The organism is Stenotrophomonas sp. STEN014, from assembly GCF_056760315.1.
Genome location: NZ_JBRREN010000012.1, coordinates 22,121 through 37,757 on the forward strand (window position 1 = coordinate 22,121; position 15,637 = coordinate 37,757).

Here is a 15,637-nt window from a genome sequence, read left to right on the forward strand (position 1 = left end):
ATGAAACATTGGGGGGGCGCTGCACTGATCGCCGCGATGCTGTTGGCCGGTTGCGGCGGGAAGGACGAGGACCGCGGGCACACCGCGCCGAAGCCCGATGCCGGGTTCGTGCGTGACAACCAGTTGTGGCGGGAGCAGCGCCTTACCGAGCTGCTGGCGGTCGATGGCTGGACCAGCCTGGTCGGCCTGCATTGGCTGGAGCTCAAGGCACATTACATCGGCAGTGGCAGCACCAGCGGCATCCGCCTGGCGGTGGGGCCGCCGCGCATGGGCATGGTGTCCCGCGAAGGCGAGGCGCTGTGGTTCACTCCTGAGCCGGGCGTAAGCCTGCAGGTGGACGGGGCGCCGGTGAAAGGCCGCATCCGCTTCCACAGCGATGACGCCGCCGAGCCGACGTTGATTCAGTTCGATGACGGCAAAGGCACGTTGAGCCTGATCCATCGTGGCAGCCGCTATGCGCTGCGGGTCAAACATGCCGATGCGCCGGCGCGTGCGGGCTTTGGCCATCTGGACTATTGGGCGCAGGATCCGGGCTGGCGTATCACCGCCCGCTTCGTGCCGCACGAGGCCAACAAGAGCCTGCTGATCGTGGATATCACTGGAACGACGACCGAGCAGGCCAACGCCGGCGCGGTCGAGTTCGAACGGGATGGCCGCACCTGGCGGCTGGAAGCAATCGGCGAGCCCGGACGACCGCTGCAGATCATCTTCGCCGACCGCACCAGTGGCCGTGGCAGTTATGCCGCCGGCCGTTACATCGACCTGGAGGTGCCGGATGCGAACAGCCAGGTGGTGATCGACTTCAATCGCGCCTACAACCCGCCGTGTGCGTTCACGCTGTTTGCGACCTGTCCATTGCCGCCGCCGGAGAATCGCATGGACTTGCTGGTCGAGGCGGGCGAGAAAGCCTATGTGAAACCCAACCAGGAGACGGCAGGATGAAATGGATGACGCGCGCGGGGCTGCTGCTGGCAACCACGATGCTGCTGGTTGCGCCATTGGCTGCAATCGCCCGGCAGGCCGAGCCGGTTGCGAAGGCGGCGCAGGCACCACCGGTGCCGTTGCTGTGGAAGGTCAGTGGCGCGCAAGGCAGCGCGGTGTACCTGCTGGGTTCCTTCCACATGCTCAAACCCTCCGACTATCCCGTGTCGGCGGACGTGGACGCGGCGTTTTCCGCTTCCCGACGGCTGCTGTTCGAGCTCTCGCCCGAGGAGATGGGCTCGCCGCAGCTGGCAACGCAGATGCTGCAGGCGGCGCTGCGACGTGACGGGCGCCAGCTCAAGGATGATCTTGATGACGCCACCTGGCAGCAGCTGCAGGCCTGGGCGGCCGATAACAACATGCCCGTCGAGCGGCTGGCAGGCCTCAAGCCGTGGTTTGTGGGCCTGACCATTAGCATCGCGCAGATGGCCCGGCAGGGGCTGGATCCGCAATCAGGCCTGGACCGGCATCTGATGGAGCGCGCCGCGAAGGCCGGCAAGCCGGCCGATGGACTGGAGAGCGCCGCCGCGCAGATCAGCATGCTCGACGGCATGAGCGTCGAGGAGCAGCGCCAGTTGCTGCGCGAAGCGCTGGAGCAGGCCGATGAGGGGGATGCGCAAAGCCGGCGACTGCATGATGCCTGGCGTCGCGGCGATGACGGGGTGTTGTGGCGCGACATGGCCGCGCAGATGAAGCGGCAGTATCCGGAGCTGTACCGGCGGATCAATGTGGAGCGCAACGATGCCTGGCTGCCCTTGCTGCAGCCCTGGTTGCAGCAAGGGCAGGGCAACACACTGGTGGTGGTGGGCGCGTTGCACCTGCTCGGCAGTGATGGCGTGGTCGAGAAGCTGCGCGCACGCGGCTACAAGGTCGAGCGGATCTGTTCGGCGTGCAAGCCGGCCAAGCGCTGAATCATCTGCAGATCAGATACAAAAAGGCCGACGCTTGCGTCGGCCTTTTTGATGCGGGTCAGCGGCTGCTGCGCGATTTCTTGCCCGTGGCGCTTGGCGGTGGATCGGCCGGCTTGTTGGAGGTGGCCGGAGGGCGACCGAAACCGCCTCCCATGTTGCGCTGGAATTCCTGCCACAGCTCCAGGTTGCGCTCGGTGAGCTGGTTCATCATCGCCCACGGCGTCTGCCCGAGCAGGTTGCCCATCTGCTGGCGGAACTGCTGCTGCTGGTCCAGGAACACCTGCATGCTGCGCTCCAGATAGTTGCCCATGAAGCCCTGCAGCGAATCGCCGTAAAAACGGATCAACTGGCTCAACAGCTGCGTGGACAGCATCGGCTCGCCGTCCTGCTCCTTGTCGGCAATGATCTGCAACAGGACCGAGCGGGTCAGGTCTTCACCGCTCTTGGCGTCACGGACTTCAAAGGTCTCGCCATCCAGGATCAGCTGCCGCACATCTTCGATGGTGATGTAGCTGGAAATCTCGGTGTCGTAGAGCCGACGGTTGGGATACTTCTTGATGATGCGGGTCGCAGCCATTAAGCAGTCACTCGTCACGGTATGGGCGCAGCATGGCGCAGTGCAGCAGGGCTTGCAACCGCCAAACGTACGGGTTGCAAAGGCCGGCGAATTGTTATTTGTTGCGCAGCAAGGAATGCGGTCATCGTGCAGCACGGGGTGGAGGCTTACCAGCCCATGTGGTGGCCGCCGTTGATATCCAGGTTCGAGCCGGTGATCCAGGCTGCCTCTTCGGCCACCAGAAACGCCACCGCGTAGGCGATCTCCTCCGGCTTGCCCAGGCGCCCGGTGGGGATGTCGGCGATGATTTTGGCGCGGACCTCCTCGGGCACCGCCATCACCATGTCGGTGGCCACATAGCCGGGGGAAATGGTGTTGACGGTGATGCCGAAACCGGCGTTCTCGCGTGCCAGGGAAATGGTGAAGCCGTGCATGCCGGCCTTGGCTGCGGCGTAGTTGGCCTGGCCGTACTGGCCCTTCAGGCCGTTGATCGAGCTGATCTGGATCACCCGGCCCCAGCCGCGTTTGCGCATGCCTTCAATCACCGGGCGGGTGACGTTGAACACCGAGTTGAGGTTGGTGTTGATCACGTCGTGCCACTGCTCGGCACTCATGCGATGGAAGGTGGTGTCGCGGGTGATGCCGGCGTTGTTGATCAGGATCTCCACCGGACCCAGCGCCGCCTCCACCGAATCGATCAGCCTGCGACCGCTGGCGGGGTCGGCCACGTCGCCTTCGAACAGCGCGATGTCATATCCCTTGGCCTGCATCTTCTGCTGCCACTGCTGCGCCTTTTCGGCATTGCGGAAATTGCTGGCGACCCGGTGTCCCTGGTCGGCAAGACGCTGGCAGATGGCGGAACCGATGCCGCCGGTACCACCGGTGACCAGTGCAACGCGGGATGTCATGGGGTGTGCTCCAGGGCGGATTCGCAGGGGAGCGGGTGATTCTAATGAAACCGCGCTCACGCCGGGTGCGAATCGACGGCGATCAAGCCGTTCTTGCGCAGCTGTGCCGGTTCAAACCCCGCAACGGCCTGTTGCAGCAGTTCCGGCAGCGTGACCGCCGCCTCGATCCTGGCCGGCTGCTGGCCCAGTGCCGCCCACAGCCAGCGCAATACCGGCAACGGCTGATTGGCGTTCACCGGCAGCGCGGCCAGGGACTTTGACAGCTTGTGGCCGTCGGTGCCCATTACCAGCGGCAGGTGCAGGTAGGCGGGTGTCGGCAGGCCCAGCGCCCGTTGCAGCAGGATCTGCCGCGGCGTGGAGTCGATCAGGTCGGCGCCACGCACCACGTGGGTGATGCCCTGGTCGGCGTCGTCCACCACCACCGCCAGTTGGTACGCCCAGCAGCCATCGGCACGCAGCAGGACGAAGTCACCGACCTCCCTATCCACCTGCTGTTCAATCCGGCCTTGCAGGGCATCTTCGAAGGCGATGCGGCTGCCGTCCGGCACGCGCAGACGGATGGCCGGATGGGGGCGCATCTGGCTGGCCACACAATGGCGGTGGATGCCATGTTGCACGCCCAGATCGGCCCGGCTGCAGTGGCAGTAGAAGGCCTTGCGTTGTGCGAGCAGGGTGTTGGTCGCCGCGCGATAGAGGGGGTGCCGCCTGCTCTGGTACTGCACCGGCGCGTCGGGCACCAGGCCGAAAGCCGTGAGGGTGGCCAGTTGCAGGTCGGCCGCACCGGCAACCTCGCGGGGCGGGTCCACGTCCTCGATCCGCACCAGCCATTGGCCTGCCGCATGGCGGGCCAGCAGCCAGCTGCCAAAGGCGGCCAGCAGGGATCCCAGGTGGAGCGGGCCGGTCGGTGAGGGCGCGAAGCGGCCGCGGTAAACAGAGGAGGACATCGAAACTGAATCGTCCGTCACATTGGTGCTTGAATTCAAGCAGTACGCGCCGCAGATTTAACGCCATTCCCATCCTCACGGATATGTTTCCCATGTTTACCCGTATTGGGCTGTTTCTTCTGACTAACCTGGCCGTGCTGGTCCTGGCCAGTGTCGTCATGTCCGTTTCGGGCGTGAATCCCTCGCGGATGAGTGGCTTGCTGGTGATGGCGGCCATCTTCGGCTTCGGCGGCTCGATCATCTCGCTGCTGCTGTCCAAGTTCATGGCCAAACGCGGCACCGGCGCGGTGGTGATCACCGAGCCGCGCAACCCGACCGAGCGCTGGCTGCTGGATACGGTGGCCCGCCAGGCCAAGGCGGCCGGCATCGGCATGCCGGAGGTGGCGGTGTACGACGCGCCGGAAATCAACGCGTTCGCCACCGGTGCCAACCGCAACAACGCACTGGTGGCGGTCTCCACCGGCCTGCTGCACAACATGAGCGAGGACGAGGCCGAGGCCGTGCTGGGCCACGAAATCGCCCACGTCGCCAACGGCGACATGATCACCATGGCGCTGCTGCAGGGCGTGCTGAACACCTTTGTGATCGTGCTGGCCCGCGTGGTCGGCGGCGTCATCGACAGCGCGCTGTCGGGCAATCGCGAAGGCGGTGGCCGTGGCTTTGCCTACTACATCATCGTGTTCGTGCTGGAGATGGTGTTCGGCCTGGGGGCGACGGTGATTGCGATGTGGTTCTCGCGTCATCGCGAATTCCGCGCCGACCAGGGCGGGGCCTCGCTGGCCGGCCGGCAGAAGATGATCGCCGCGCTGGAGCGGCTCAAGCTCAATCACGGCCAGAGCACGCTGCCCACGCAGATCGCCGCGTTCGGCATCGCCGGCTCCACCGCCAAGAAGCTGTTCCTGAGCCATCCGCCGCTGGATGAGCGCATCGCCGCACTGCGGGCCTCGACGGTGGCCTGACCGGCTTCTGGCACCCTCTGGCGAGAACGCCCGGCAATGCCGGGCGTTTTTTCGTATTGGCGCCGCAGTGGCAATGGGATTGTCGCGACACGCGGCGCCGGCTTCGGGAGCGCGGTGTGGTTGGCTGCGCCCGCCGGAGGGATGCGTACACCCCAAGCAAAAACGGCACCCTTGCGGGTGCCGTTTCATCAACGCGCAAGCGGTCTCGATCAGAACTTCGGATCGAATTCAGCGGCGTAGCCGGTGTTGACGATCACCTTCTGCAGCGCCTCGCACACCTTGATGTTGCCTGCTACCACCTGTTGGGTTTCCGGGCCGCGTGAATCCATGCGGGCCAGCGTCGCGCCGCGGTAGTTGCAGACCTTGCCACCGGCTTCGCGGACCAGCAGGACGCCGGCGGCGATGTCCCAGGCTTTCACCCCGGCCTCGAAATAGGCATCGGCACGGCCACAGGCCACATAGGCCAGGTCCAATGCGGCCGAACCGGTGCGGCGTACGTCTTCGGCCTGCACCAGCAGGGTGTCGACGGTCTTGAGCTGGGTGCTGGCGCGGGCGCGCTCACGCGGCGCGAAACCGGTGTGGATCATCGTGCCTTCCAGATCCTTGCGCTCGGCCACGCGGATACGGCGGTCGTTGAGTACGGCGCCATTGCCGCGGCTGGCAGTGAACAGTTCGTTGCGCAGCGGGTCGAAAATCACCGCGTCGATCGGCTCGCCGTTTTCGACCAGGGCGATGGAGACGCAGTAGTGCGGGAAGCCGCGCAGGTAATTGCTGGTGCCGTCGAGCGGGTCGATCACCCACATGAAGCGGTTGACGCCCTGGATGCCGCCTTCCTCGCCGAAAATGCCGTATTCGGGGTAGGCGCGCTTGAGTTCCTTGACGATGACCTTTTCCGCATCGCCATCGACTTCGCTGGCGTAATCCATCCGACCCTTCTGTACCACGTTCAGGGCTTCAAGCTTGTTGATGTTGCGGAGCAGGACGTTGCCGGCGAGGCGTGCGGCCTTGACCATGACGGTTACGGCGGGTTTCTGCATGGCGAAAGGCTCCCGTGAAGGCAGAGATCGGATTGGTGGGGGAAAAGAGCAGGTCGGCGCAAAGGCCGTCGCGCAGTTTACCATCTACCGCTGTCCAGCTCCTGATTTTTTTACCGCCATGTCTGCTTCCGCTCATATTCGTTTTGTTCTTGTCGGTACCCAGCATCCGGGCAATATCGGTGCGGCGGCCCGTGCCATGAAGACCATGGGGCTGTCGAGGCTGGTGCTGGTGGCCCCGGAAAACCCGCTGGATGACGTCGCCTTCCGCCGTTCGGCCGGGGCCGAGGATGTCCTGGGGGATGCCCCTGTATTTGGCACCCTGGCCGAGGCCGTGGCCGATTGCCGCCTGGTGCTGGGCTGCACCGCGCGCGCGCGCCGGGTGCAGCTGGAAGAGCTGCTGCCGAAAGTCGCCGGGCAGCGGGCCGTCGCCAAGGCGGGGGAACCGGCGGAGGTGGCGTTCGTGTTCGGTCGCGAGCGCACGGGGCTGACCAATGACGAGCTGCAGCTGTGCCACGCCGCCGTGCATATTCCGTCGGATCCCGGGTTCAGCTCGCTGAATCTGGCGGCTGCAGTGCAGGTGCTGGCCTACGAGGTGCGTATGGCGGCGCTGGAAAGCCCTCGTGGCGCGCCGCTGGCAGCGGCCGATCAGCCCCCCGGTCAGGACGATACGCCGGCCAGCCATTCGCAGATCGAAGGCCTGTTCGGGCAGCTGGGCGATACCCTGGACCAGATCGATTTCCACAAGGGCCGTGCGCCGGAATCGGCGATGCGCAAGTTGCGGCGCCTGTTCATGAAGGCCGAGTTGAGCGAGCAGGAAGTGCGGCTGCTGCGCGGCATCCTGTCCGATGCGCAGCGCATGGCGCGGCTGGCCGCACAGCGACATGACTGAGAGGTGAATCACGCTTCGTGATTTCCGGTACGCTTGGACGGTCAACAGGGGAGTGGCCGTTTTGGGTGTGCTGCGATGGCTGTGGGGAGCCGCGCTGGCATTGGCTGCACTGCAGCCAATCGCGGCAGCGGCGATGGAGCGTTCGGTGCTGGTACTGGGGCGGATCAGCGATGATCCGAAGGCCCACTATGACCAGCTGAAGCCTCTGCTGGACTACGTCGTCCCGCGCATGCGTGATGTGGGGATCCGTGAGGGCCGGATACTGATGGCCAAGGATGCCCAGCAGATGGCCAGCTACCTGCGTCGTGGCCGGGTGGACTGGGTTACCGAGACCTCGGGTACCGGCATGGCACTGGAGCAGCGTGCCGGCGCGCGGCCGCTGCTGCTGACCGAGCGCAACGGCGTCAGCAGCTATCGGAGTGTGTTCTTCGTCCGCCGTGACAGCCCGGTCACCCGGCTGGAGGATCTGCGCGGTCGCACGCTGGCGATGCAGAGCGTGCTTTCCACCAGCGCCTACCTGGTGCCGGCGATGACCTTGCTCGATCACGGCGTGCAGCCGGAAATACTGCTCAGCCCCAAGGATGTGCCCGCCGCCGATTCGGTGGGCTATGTCTTTGCCCGCTCGGAATTGAACATCTCCACCTATGTGCACAAGCGTCTGGTCGATGCCGGCGTGATCAGCAACCTGGACTGGGAGGACGCGCGCAGCGTGCCGCCAGCTTTCCGTACGGACCTGCGGGTGATCCATCGCAGCGAACCGCTGCCGCGTGCGCTGGAAATGGTGCGGCCGGATCTGGACCCGGTGGTGCGCCGGCGGTTGCAAGAGGTGCTGCTGGAGGCCAGCCGGGATCCGCAGGCCAAGGTGGCGCTGCACAAGTTTTTCGGCACGACCGGCTTCCACGCCGTGGACCCTGCCAATCAGCGTGCACTGGCCCACCTGCGTGCCGGTCTGGTGCGCGTGCGGATGGAGGTGGAATGAAACAGATCCGCTTCGGATTGCAGGCGCGCTTCCTGCTCGCGATGGCCGGAGCCTTGCTGGTGGTCGCTGCGATTGTGGCGTTGATACTGGCGCGGCAGGCGGCGACGCAGCGCGAGGTGTTGCGGATCAGCGGCGAAGTGGTGGCACAGGTTCTGCAGCAGGGCGTTCGCAAGCAGGGCGTGGCGCTGGCCGAGTCGTTGGCGGAGGCGCTGGTGAATCCGCTGTACTACTCGGATCTGGATGCGATCGGCGCGGTGGTACGCAACACCGTCAGCCAGAAGGCGGTCAGCTATGTGCTGGTGCATGATCCGGAAGGGCGTTTGATCCACGACGGTTCGATGGATGTGGCCAGCTACGGGCGGCAGATGCAGGACCCGCTGGCACAGGGCGCGATCGCTGCCACGGCGTTGCGGGTGCAGGAATCGCCGTCGGTACTGGAGGTGGATCTGCCAATCCGCATTGGCGGGCAGCCGATTGGCGGGTTGCGGCTGGGGATGGGCCTGTCGCAGATGCAGACGCAAGAGGCCGAGGCCCTGCAGATGCTTGAACTGCGCATGCGTGAGAGCGGGCGCCGTCAGCTGGGGTGGGGGCTGTTGCTGATGGCGGCGCTGATCGGTTTTGCCTGCGTGATGGGCTTGTACGTGCAGCGCACGCTGGTGCGCCCGATCCGCTGGCTGGGCAGTGCGGCGCGACAGATCGAGGCCGGCGATTACCAGGTGCAGGCGCAGAGCACCCGGCTCGGCGGCGAGGTGGGAGAGCTGATCCGCACGTTCGGCCGCATGAGCCAGAGCATTGCCAAGCATGACCGGGAAGTGCGGCAGATGGCCTACACCGATGCGCTCACCGGGCTGACCAACCGGCTGGCGTTCCGCGAGGCGCTCGATCACCGGCTGCTGGGTGCGCGCACCTCCGGTGGTGCACTGGCCCTGCTGTTTGTCGATATCGATGAGTTCAAGCGGGTCAATGACACCCTGGGGCACGAGGCGGGCGATGAGGCGCTGTTGCAGTTCGCCCAGCGCATCGCCGGCGCGCTGGAGCAGGAGGGCGACGATGAGGCGCTGCTGGCGCGCTTTGGTGGCGATGAGTTCGTGATCCTGATCGGCGATGGCCGTGGCACGGCGGGCAGTACCGCCACGCGGCTGGCCGAGCGCCTGGTGTGTGATCTGGGACAGGCGCTGAATGTGCAGGGGCGCGAGATTTTCCTGGGCAGCTCCATTGGCATCACCTTGTTCCCGGAGGATGCCGGTGATGCCAGTGCGCTGCTCAAGAACGGCGACATCGCCATGTACCAGGCCAAGATGGCCGGCAAGAACTGTTTCCGCTACTACAACCGGGCGATGGATCACGCCGTGGAGCGGCGCCTGCATCTGGAGCAGGAGTTGCGTGGAGCATGGGATCGGGGCGAGCTGCGACTGGTCTATCAGCCGATATTCCGTACCCGCGACCGCATGCTGGTGGGCGCTGAAGTGCTGCTGCGCTGGCAGCATCCGGTGCTGGGGGCCATTCCACCGACGGTCTTCATCGATGTGGCCGAGCAAAGCGGGCTGATCCAGCAGCTCGGGCCCAAGGTGCTGGACGCGGCCTGCCACCAGGCACGGCAGTGGCCGCGCAATGCGTCCGGCGAGGAGCTGTTTGTCTCCGTCAACATTTCACCGCGACAGTTGCGCAATGGCGATCTGATCGGCGAGGTGGGGCGGTGTCTGCGCAGTTCCGGCTTGGCCGCTTCGCGCTTGCATCTGGAGCTGACCGAAACGGCGGTGATCGGCGATGAGATGCTGGCCGCCTCTTTGCTGGAAAAGCTGCATCGCACCGGCGTGAAGGTGTGGCTGGATGATTTCGGCACCGGCTTCTCCGGCTTGAGCCATCTGCGCCAGGTGCCGGTGGACGGGGTCAAGATCGACCGCAGTTTTGTCGCCGACCTGCAGCGCGATCCGGATGACCTGGCGCTGACCACGGCGATCATCGCCATGGCCCACGCGCTGGGCATCACCGTGGTGGCCGAGGGTATCGAGCAGCAGGGCCAGTTCGATCTGCTGGAGCAGCGTGGCTGCGATCTGGCCCAGGGCTACTGGCTGAGCCGCCCGCTGGAGACGGACGATCTGGTGCGCCTGATCGACGCGACCGTCATCGAGTCCTGCTGAATCAGAGTGGGCGTTTGCTGGTATCGCCGGGAAGTTCGCGCACCAGTTTCGGCACCAGGTAGCCTGACAGCCGGGCCATCAGCCCGGCATGCAGGGCGGTGGCGCGCTCGTCGCTGACTTCGAAATGGGCCACACCCTGCACCCGGTCCAGTTGATGCAGGTAATACGGCAATACCCCGGCGGCAAAGCTGCGTTCGCTCAATGCGGCCAGGGCATCCAGGTCGTCATTGACCCCGCGCAGCAGCACGGCCTGGTTCAGCAGCTGGGCGCCGGTGCCGCGCAGGCGGGCGAGCGCGGCATCCACCGCCGTGTCGAATTCCTGCGCATGGTTGGCGTGGATCACGAACGCCACCGGCCACGGGAGCTGGTCCAGCCACTGCACCAGCTCCTCATCCACCCGCTCGGGCATCACCACCGGCAGGCGGCTGTGGATGCGCAGCCGCCTGATGTGCGCGATGCCTGCCAGGGCGGTGGTCAGTTCGGCCAGTTTGGCGGTGGTCAGCGACAGCGGATCGCCGCCGGAGAGGATGATCTCGTCGATCGAGGGATCGGCGGCGATCGCGGCTACCGCGTCTTCCCAGCCGTTGCGGGCGGCGTTCTCCCCGGCATAGTCGAAATGGCGGCGGAAGCAGTAGCGGCAATGGATGGCGCAGCTGCCGGTGGCGACCAGCAGGGCGCGGCCACGGTACTTCTGGATCACGCCGGTGGCCTTCTTGGCGGCCCCATCGCCGACCGCATCGAAACTGAATCCGGGGACGACCTGCATTTCCGCGTCAATCGGCAGCACCTGCCGCAACAGCGGATCGGACGGGTCCGCGCGCCGCATCCGCGCCACAAAGCTGCGCGGTACCCGCAGCGGGAACTGCGCCAGTGCCTCGGCCGAAACTCCCAGGTCCCGGGGATCCAGCGCCAGCGCCGCCAGCAGCTGGGCCGGGTCGCGGATGGCCTGCCGCCAGTGCTCCTGCCAGCGGAGCGCGGGCAAGGAGATGACGGCTTTTTCTGGAGTGAGGGCGGGGGCTGCGGTTATCATTGGCGGTCAGAAAATAGATGCCCCACCTGACGGCGGGCGTTCCATTCTAATCCGGCCGGCCGCTCCCCGCGGCGGTTTCGTCTTTTCCAGGAGTTTCAGTATGGCCACTTACGGCATGAATGACGTCAAGAACGGGATGAAGATCCTGGTCAATAACGAACCAGCGGTCATCACCGATACCGAATACGTCAAGCCGGGCAAGGGCCAGGCGTTCACGCGCGTCAAGTACCGTCTGATCCGGTCCGGCCGCGTGCAGGAAATCACCATGAAGGCGACCGACGATCTGGAAGCCGCGGATGTGGTCGATACCGACATGCGCTTCCTGTACGCCGATGGCGAGTACTGGCACTTCATGGATCCGGAATCCTTCGAACAGGTGCAGGCCGACAAGGCCGGCATGGGCGGCGCCGAGAAGTGGCTCAAGGGTGAGGAGGACTGCGTGGTCACGCTGTTCAACGGCCAGCCGATCTTCGTGCAGCCGCCGAACTTCGTCGAACTGAAGATCACCGAGACCGATCCGGGCGTGCGGGGTGACACCTCCGGTGGCGGCGGCAAGCCGGCCACGCTGGAGACCGGGGCGGTGGTCCGCGTGCCGCTGTTCGTCAACCAGGATGAAATCATCAAGGTTGATACGCGTTCGGGCGAATACTCCGCGCGCGTCAAGTAAGCAACACGATGCAGGCGCCGCCACCCTTCACCCACAGCTCCGCGCTGCAGGTGTGGGGGATGCGGCGCCTGTTCGCATCCGGCGTCCGCCGGAACCTGTCCTGTAGGTGGTGATGACCGTGAGTGAAGTGCAACCCCAGCCATGTGATCTTCTGATCGAAGCCGGTTACGTGGTGCCGATCGAACCGCATGCGGTGGTGCTGGAAGACCACGCCGTGGCGGTGGCCGATGGCGCGATTGTGGCGGTGTTGCCGCGCGCCGAGGCGCGCCAGCGATTCAGGGCCAAAGAAGTGGTGTCGCGCCCGGAAGCGGCGCTGATCCCGGGCCTGGTCAATGCGCACACGCACAACCCGATGACGCTGCTGCGTGGTGTGGCCGACGACCTGCCGTTGATGACGTGGCTGCGCGAGCACATCTGGCCGGTGGAAGCGGCGGTGATCGGACCGGAGTTCGTCGCCGATGGCACCCGTCTGGCCATTGCCGAGATGCTGCGCGGTGGCACCACCTGCGCCAACGAGAACTACTTCTTCGCCGACGTGCAGGCTGCGGTGTACCGGCAGCATGGCTTCCGCGCGCTGGTAGGCTCGGTGATCATCGATTTCCCCAGCGCCTGGGCCAGGAGCGATGACGAATACTTCGCCCGTGCCGCCGAGCTGCACGATGCCTGGCGCGACGATGCGCTGATCGGCACCGCGTTTGCGCCACACGCGCCCTATACGGTGAACGATGCCAACTTCGAGCGGGTACGGATGCTGTCCGACCAGCTCGATATGCGGGTGCATCTGCATACGCATGAAACCGCGCAGGAAGTCAGCGACTCGATCAAGCTTCACGGCCAGCGCCCGCTGGCGCGGCTGGACCGGCTGGGGCTGGTCAACGAGCGCCTGATCGCGGTGCATATGACCCAGCTGACCGAGGCCGAGATCCACCTGTGCGCCGAACGCGGTGTCAGCGTGGTGCATTGTCCGGAATCGAATCTGAAGCTGGCCTCGGGCTTCTGCCCGGCCTGCGCGCTGGCAAAGGCCGGCGTGAACCTGGCCATCGGTACCGACGGCTGCGCCAGCAACAACGACCTGGACATGTTCAGCGAGAACCGCACCGCGGCGATCCTGGCCAAGGCCGTGGCCAACGATGCCACCGCGCTGGATGCGGCGACCACGTTGCGTGCGGCCACGCTGGGCGGCGCGCGCGCGCTGGGCTTTGACGACCGCATCGGCTCGATCGAGGTCGGCAAACAGGCCGATCTGGCCTGCGTGGACCTGTCGGCGCTGGAGACCCAACCCCTGCATCACGTGCTGTCGCAGCTGGTGTATGCCGCCGGTCGCCACCAGGTCAGCGATGTCTGGATTGCAGGCAGGCCCAAGCTGGTCCAGCGACAGCTGGTCGATATGGACATTGCCGCGATCACCGCCAATGCGCGCCAGTGGCGCGACCGCATCCGTACCATCCGCGCCTGACCGCGCAACCGGCCGCCACGCGCGGCCGCAAGAGGAAACCGATATGAGCGCAGCTTCCAGCTCCACCAATTTCGATCAGGCCGAACTGGACAAGTTCGCCGCGCTGGCCAACCGCTGGTGGGACGCGGATGGCCCGCAGAAGCCGCTGCATGCGCTCAACCCGGTGCGGCTGAAATACGTTTCCGATCGCGTCATGCTGCGCGGCGCCAAGGTGCTGGACATCGGCTGCGGCGGCGGCCTGCTCAGCGAGGCGCTGGCCAAAGAAGGCGCGAACGTCACCGCGATCGATCTGGCGCCGGAACTGGTCAAGGTCGCGCGCCTGCATGGTCTGGAGTCGGGCGTGCAGGTCGATTACCGGGTGCAGGCCGCCGAGGATCTGGCCGCCGAGCAGCCCGGTGCGTTCGACGTGGTCACCTGCATGGAAATGCTCGAGCACGTGCCGGACCCGGGCGCGATCATCGCCGCCTGCCAGCGCCTGCTGCGTCCGGGCGGCAAGCTGTTCCTGTCCACCATCAACCGCACAGCGGCGGCCTTTGCGGTGGCCATTGTCGGCGCCGAGTACATCGCCCGATTGCTGCCCAAGGGCACGCACCACTACCAGGAATTCATCAAGCCGGCCGAGCTGGGCGCATGGCTGCGCGAGGCCGACCTGTCGCTGCAGGACGTGTCCGGCATGGCCTACGAGCCGTGGCGCAACCGCGCCCGCCTGAGCAGCCGCACCGACATCAATTACCTGGCCTACGCGGTCAAGCCGGAACAGGCATGACTTCGGCGGCGTTTCCGGCGGCGGTGCTGTTCGATCTGGACGGCACCTTGCTGGACAGTGCACCGGATTTCGTCGCCACCGCCAACCGTATGCGCGAGGCGCGACAGATGCCGCCGGTGGCTGCGGAGCAGCTGCGGCCGGTAGTGTCCAAAGGCTCGCGGGCGATGCTGGAAGTGGCCTTCCCGCAGATGGCAGAGAGCGAGCGGCATGCGCTGATCCCGGAATTCCTAGACATCTACGAGTCGCTGATCGGCCAGCACGCGCGCCTGTTCGACGGTATCGAGCCGATGCTCGAGGCGTTGGAACAGGCCGGTGCCCGCTGGGGCATTGTCACCAACAAGCCGGAGTATCTGGCGCGGCTGATCGTGCCGCAGCTGGGCTGGGAGCAACGTTGCGCAGTACTGATCGGCGGTGACACGCTGGCCGAACGCAAGCCGCACCCGCTGCCATTGCAGGTGGCGGCGCAACGCATCGGTATGGCCGTGACGAGCTGTGTCTACGTGGGCGATGACGAGCGCGATATCGTCGCCGCCCGTGCAGCCGGGATGCCCTCGGTGGCGGCGTTGTGGGGGTACCGGCTGGACGACGATGACCCGGCCACCTGGGAGGCCAACCGCATCTGCACGCTGCCACATGAACTGTGCCAGCCGGCGGCGTGGCCGACCGTTTATCGGGCTTCGGTCTGATCCAATTATTCGAGGTATGACGTGAGTAGTGCGCTGGACAGCTTCCTGGACAAATGGCGTGCGCGGTGGCCGGAATGGACCTTCGTGGAGCGTTTCGTCGATGAGGCCGATCGTGCCCGTGCGGTGGCGTGGTTCGCGCTGCTGCAGGAGTTCGATGACATGCTCAATACAACCGGTGATACCACGCCGGTCGATGCCAAGCTGGCCTGGTGGGGCGAGGAGCTGCGCAGCTGGAACACGCAGCGTTCGCGTCATCCGCTGGGGCGGGTGCTGGAACCGGTGCGTGCGCCCTGGGCGCAGTTGGCCGACGCCTTGCCTGGCCTGATCGCTGCCCGGGCACGTCCGGCTGACGCGGCGCAGGCGCGCAGCAGTCTGTCGGCCTATGCTGCGGCCGTTGCCGCGGTGGAAGCGGCCGTGTTCAACACGGCGTCGCTGCCGGCTGCCGCCGACGCGGTGCTGACGCAGACCCTGGCGCAACGTGTGCAGGAGTTGGGTGTGGCCGCCGCGCCGCAGGAGTTCAGTGGCGAAACGGCGTGGGAGAAGGTGCTGCAGGCCGGCTGGCCGGCCCGTGTGCCCGGTCCGCGGCCGCGCCGCATCTACGCGGCCCTGGCGCGTGGCCGCCTGCAGGCCCGCCTGCGCGGTGGCGAGTATCAGCCCAGCCCGGCGGGACTGCTGTGGCGCAGCTGGTGGGCTGCGCGCGGTTGAGCGTTGTGTGTCAAATCACCAC

The 15,637-nt window shown here is 66.0% G+C and carries 16 protein-coding genes; 11 read left to right on the forward strand and 5 right to left on the reverse strand.

Annotation, left to right across the window (positions count from 1 at the left end):
- Together ACVOMC_RS14515 and ACVOMC_RS14520 are read left to right on the forward strand one after the other, a co-directional pair.
- Positions 1-942 (forward strand): DUF1684 domain-containing protein, encoded by a 942-nt coding sequence (locus tag ACVOMC_RS14515; protein WP_481524512.1) that lies wholly within the window; start codon positions 1-3, stop codon positions 940-942.
- A complete protein-coding gene (locus tag ACVOMC_RS14520; protein WP_481524513.1) occupies positions 939-1,892 on the forward strand; it encodes a TraB/GumN family protein in 954 nt (317 codons plus the stop codon). Before ACVOMC_RS14515 ends, ACVOMC_RS14520 begins: the two co-directional genes overlap by 4 nt.
- A gap of 58 nt (positions 1,893-1,950) precedes the next feature.
- Here ACVOMC_RS14520 and phaR read toward each other — a convergent pair whose 3' ends face one another.
- The 3 genes from phaR to gluQRS form a co-directional block, all read right to left on the reverse strand.
- Positions 1,951-2,469, reverse strand: coding sequence for a polyhydroxyalkanoate synthesis repressor PhaR (gene phaR / locus ACVOMC_RS14525; RefSeq protein ID WP_481524514.1), 519 nt, complete (start codon positions 2,467-2,469; stop codon positions 1,951-1,953).
- 146 nt (positions 2,470-2,615) lie between these two features.
- The gene (gene phbB, locus ACVOMC_RS14530; protein WP_054658988.1) at positions 2,616-3,356 is read right to left on the reverse strand and encodes a beta-ketoacyl-ACP reductase; all 741 of its coding nucleotides are present in this window, start codon (positions 3,354-3,356) and stop codon (positions 2,616-2,618) included.
- A 56-nt stretch (positions 3,357-3,412) separates the two neighbouring features.
- Positions 3,413-4,300, reverse strand: a complete 888-nt coding sequence (gluQRS, locus tag ACVOMC_RS14535) for a tRNA glutamyl-Q(34) synthetase GluQRS (protein WP_481524515.1) — start codon at positions 4,298-4,300, stop codon at positions 3,413-3,415.
- 92 nt (positions 4,301-4,392) lie between these two features.
- Between gluQRS and htpX the strand changes: the two genes are divergently transcribed.
- The gene (gene htpX, locus ACVOMC_RS14540) at positions 4,393-5,259 is read left to right on the forward strand and encodes a protease HtpX (protein WP_481524516.1); all 867 of its coding nucleotides are present in this window, start codon (positions 4,393-4,395) and stop codon (positions 5,257-5,259) included.
- Between the two features lie 209 nt (positions 5,260-5,468).
- On the opposite strand, the gene ACVOMC_RS14545 is transcribed toward htpX, so the two are convergent.
- Positions 5,469-6,296 carry an inositol monophosphatase family protein gene (locus ACVOMC_RS14545; RefSeq protein ID WP_054658991.1) on the reverse strand — a complete coding sequence of 276 codons (828 nt, stop codon included), beginning with the start codon at positions 6,294-6,296 and terminating at the stop codon, positions 5,469-5,471.
- Between the two features lie 118 nt (positions 6,297-6,414).
- Between ACVOMC_RS14545 and ACVOMC_RS14550 the strand changes: the two genes are divergently transcribed.
- The 3 genes from ACVOMC_RS14550 to ACVOMC_RS14560 are packed head-to-tail and all read left to right on the forward strand — an operon-like array spanning position 6,415 to position 10,305.
- Positions 6,415-7,185, forward strand: coding sequence for an RNA methyltransferase (locus ACVOMC_RS14550; RefSeq protein WP_481524517.1), 771 nt, complete (start codon positions 6,415-6,417; stop codon positions 7,183-7,185).
- Between the two features lie 52 nt (positions 7,186-7,237).
- On the forward strand, positions 7,238-8,164 hold the full coding sequence (locus ACVOMC_RS14555) for a phosphate/phosphite/phosphonate ABC transporter substrate-binding protein (RefSeq protein WP_481524518.1): 927 nt from the start codon (positions 7,238-7,240) through the stop codon (positions 8,162-8,164).
- Entirely contained in the window at positions 8,161-10,305 is a 2,145-nt protein-coding gene (locus ACVOMC_RS14560) for a putative bifunctional diguanylate cyclase/phosphodiesterase (RefSeq protein ID WP_481524519.1), read from the forward strand. The genes ACVOMC_RS14555 and ACVOMC_RS14560 overlap by 4 nt, the downstream gene beginning before the upstream one ends.
- 1 nt (position 10,306) lies before the next feature.
- Here ACVOMC_RS14560 and epmB read toward each other — a convergent pair whose 3' ends face one another.
- Positions 10,307-11,335: an EF-P beta-lysylation protein EpmB gene (epmB, locus tag ACVOMC_RS14565; RefSeq protein WP_481524520.1), complete on the reverse strand. Its 1,029-nt coding sequence runs from the start codon at positions 11,333-11,335 to the stop codon at positions 10,307-10,309.
- Between the two features lie 100 nt (positions 11,336-11,435).
- On the opposite strand from epmB, the gene efp reads away from it, so the two are divergent.
- The 5 genes from efp (at position 11,436) to ACVOMC_RS14590 (ending at position 15,615) form a co-directional block, all read left to right on the forward strand.
- Positions 11,436-12,002, forward strand: coding sequence for an elongation factor P (gene efp, locus ACVOMC_RS14570; RefSeq protein WP_054658693.1), 567 nt, complete (start codon positions 11,436-11,438; stop codon positions 12,000-12,002).
- Positions 12,003-12,114: 112 nt separating this feature from the next.
- Positions 12,115-13,458: a TRZ/ATZ family hydrolase gene (locus ACVOMC_RS14575; protein ID WP_481524521.1), complete on the forward strand. Its 1,344-nt coding sequence runs from the start codon at positions 12,115-12,117 to the stop codon at positions 13,456-13,458.
- Between the two features lie 43 nt (positions 13,459-13,501).
- Positions 13,502-14,224, forward strand: a complete 723-nt coding sequence (gene ubiG / locus ACVOMC_RS14580) for a bifunctional 2-polyprenyl-6-hydroxyphenol methylase/3-demethylubiquinol 3-O-methyltransferase UbiG (protein ID WP_481524522.1) — start codon at positions 13,502-13,504, stop codon at positions 14,222-14,224.
- Positions 14,221-14,910: a phosphoglycolate phosphatase gene (locus ACVOMC_RS14585; RefSeq protein WP_481524523.1), complete on the forward strand. Its 690-nt coding sequence runs from the start codon at positions 14,221-14,223 to the stop codon at positions 14,908-14,910. The genes ubiG and ACVOMC_RS14585 overlap by 4 nt, the downstream gene beginning before the upstream one ends.
- Positions 14,911-14,931: 21 nt before the next feature.
- Positions 14,932-15,615 (forward strand): isoprenoid biosynthesis enzyme family protein, encoded by a 684-nt coding sequence (locus tag ACVOMC_RS14590; RefSeq protein ID WP_057505972.1) that lies wholly within the window; start codon positions 14,932-14,934, stop codon positions 15,613-15,615.
- Positions 15,616-15,637 lie beyond the last annotated feature (22 nt).